Origin of the sequence: Caballeronia choica (assembly GCF_001544535.1) — a bacterium.
Taxonomy (GTDB): Bacteria; Pseudomonadota; Gammaproteobacteria; order Burkholderiales; family Burkholderiaceae; genus Caballeronia; species Caballeronia choica.
This window is the reverse complement of record NZ_FCON02000471.1, coordinates 1-1,271: the sequence shown is the minus strand read 5'-3', so window position 1 is coordinate 1,271 and position 1,271 is coordinate 1. Positions and strand designations below refer to the sequence as shown.

The following is a 1,271-nucleotide window of genomic DNA, read 5'->3' as shown; positions in this document are numbered from 1 at the left end:
GGGCTCGACGAGGGGGTCCTCCCCGCAACGCCCGACTTCATCAAGTCGCTCGACATCGACCATGCGCGCGATGGCGAGGTGATGATCGCCTATGCGATGAACGGTCAGCCGTTGCCGCTGCTGAACGGCTTTCCGCTTCGCCTGATTGTGCCCGGCTGGTATTCGACCTACTGGGTGAAGATGCTCAACGATATCGAAGTGCTGGATCACCCGGACGACAACTTCTGGATGTCAAAGGCCTACCTGATACCGGACACCCCCCACGCGAACATCACGCCAGGCCAAACCGGCGTAAAGATGGTGCCGATCAACCGGATGGTCCCACGCTCGTTCGTCACCAATCTCACGAACGGCCAGAAAGTAGCCGCCGGCAAGCCGCAAACGGTGCGCGGCATCGCCTTCGGCGGAGACGCCGGCGTGCGCGACGTCAGCGTGTCGTCTGACGGCGGCGCGACCTGGGTGTCCGCGCGTCTTGGCCACGATCATGGCAAATACAGCTTCAGGCAATGGGAAACGCACTTGATACCCAAGGCCGGTCCCATGGTGCTGAAAGTCAAGGCGACGAACACTGCGGGGGCCGTGCAGCCGGATACCGCAAACTGGAACACTGCCGGCTTCATGCGCAACGTCGTCGAAACCATCACGTTGATGGCTTCCTAAGGTGCGGAACATGAAAACTTCAAAATTGCTGATATTGATTCTGCTCACTACGGCCGGCATCTCGGCCGCCTTCGCCGAGCCCGCACAGAAAGCGCCATCGGCCGCAGCCTTGAATCGCACCATCAGTGTCACCCTCCCTGACAGTGAGCAGGTTTTTCCACCGGGCGCCGGCGCCGAGATCGCCAACTCGCAGTGCATGATCTGCCATTCGGCTGGCATGGTTACGCGCCAGCCTCCCTTGCGCTTCGGAGAGTGGACGGCGGAGATCAACAAGATGCGCACCGCGTACGGCGCACCCATGCCCGCGGAGCAGGTGGAAGAACTCGCTAAGTATTTGACCGCGATCAAAGGCAAACAGTAGAACTTCGCTCCATGGCAAAACGAAGTTCCGCATCGGCTGGCACGTCGACGGCCCGCCGCCCATCATCTAAAAGACAGGAACCCCACATGCAACCATCACGCCGTCACTTCATGATACTGGCCGCTTCGCTGGCCTCCTCCATCACGCTCTCGGGCAAGGCGTCGGCCGAATCCCCCGCGGTATCCGAAGGCGATCCGACCGCACAGTCGCTGGGTTATAAGGCGGACGCGACACACGTCGACAAGGTTAA

2 protein-coding genes are annotated in these 1,271 nt (G+C 60.8%); both read left to right on the top strand.

Going from position 1 to position 1,271, the window contains the following annotated elements; genetic code table 11:
* The coding region (locus tag AWB68_RS45070; protein ID WP_160110201.1) for a molybdopterin-dependent oxidoreductase at positions 1-660 on the top strand (660 nt) is incomplete at its 5' end.
* 10 nt (positions 661-670) lie between these two features.
* Entirely contained in the window at positions 671-1,021 is a 351-nt protein-coding gene (locus AWB68_RS45065; protein ID WP_125483311.1) for a c-type cytochrome, read from the top strand.
* Positions 1,022-1,271: the final 250 nt, after the last annotated feature.

Excerpts from the sequence above, each read along its gene's own strand:
- AWB68_RS45065 (WP_125483311.1), top strand. The coding sequence starts at position 671 with ATGAAAACTTCAAAATTGCTGATATTGATTCTGCTCACTACGGCCGGC.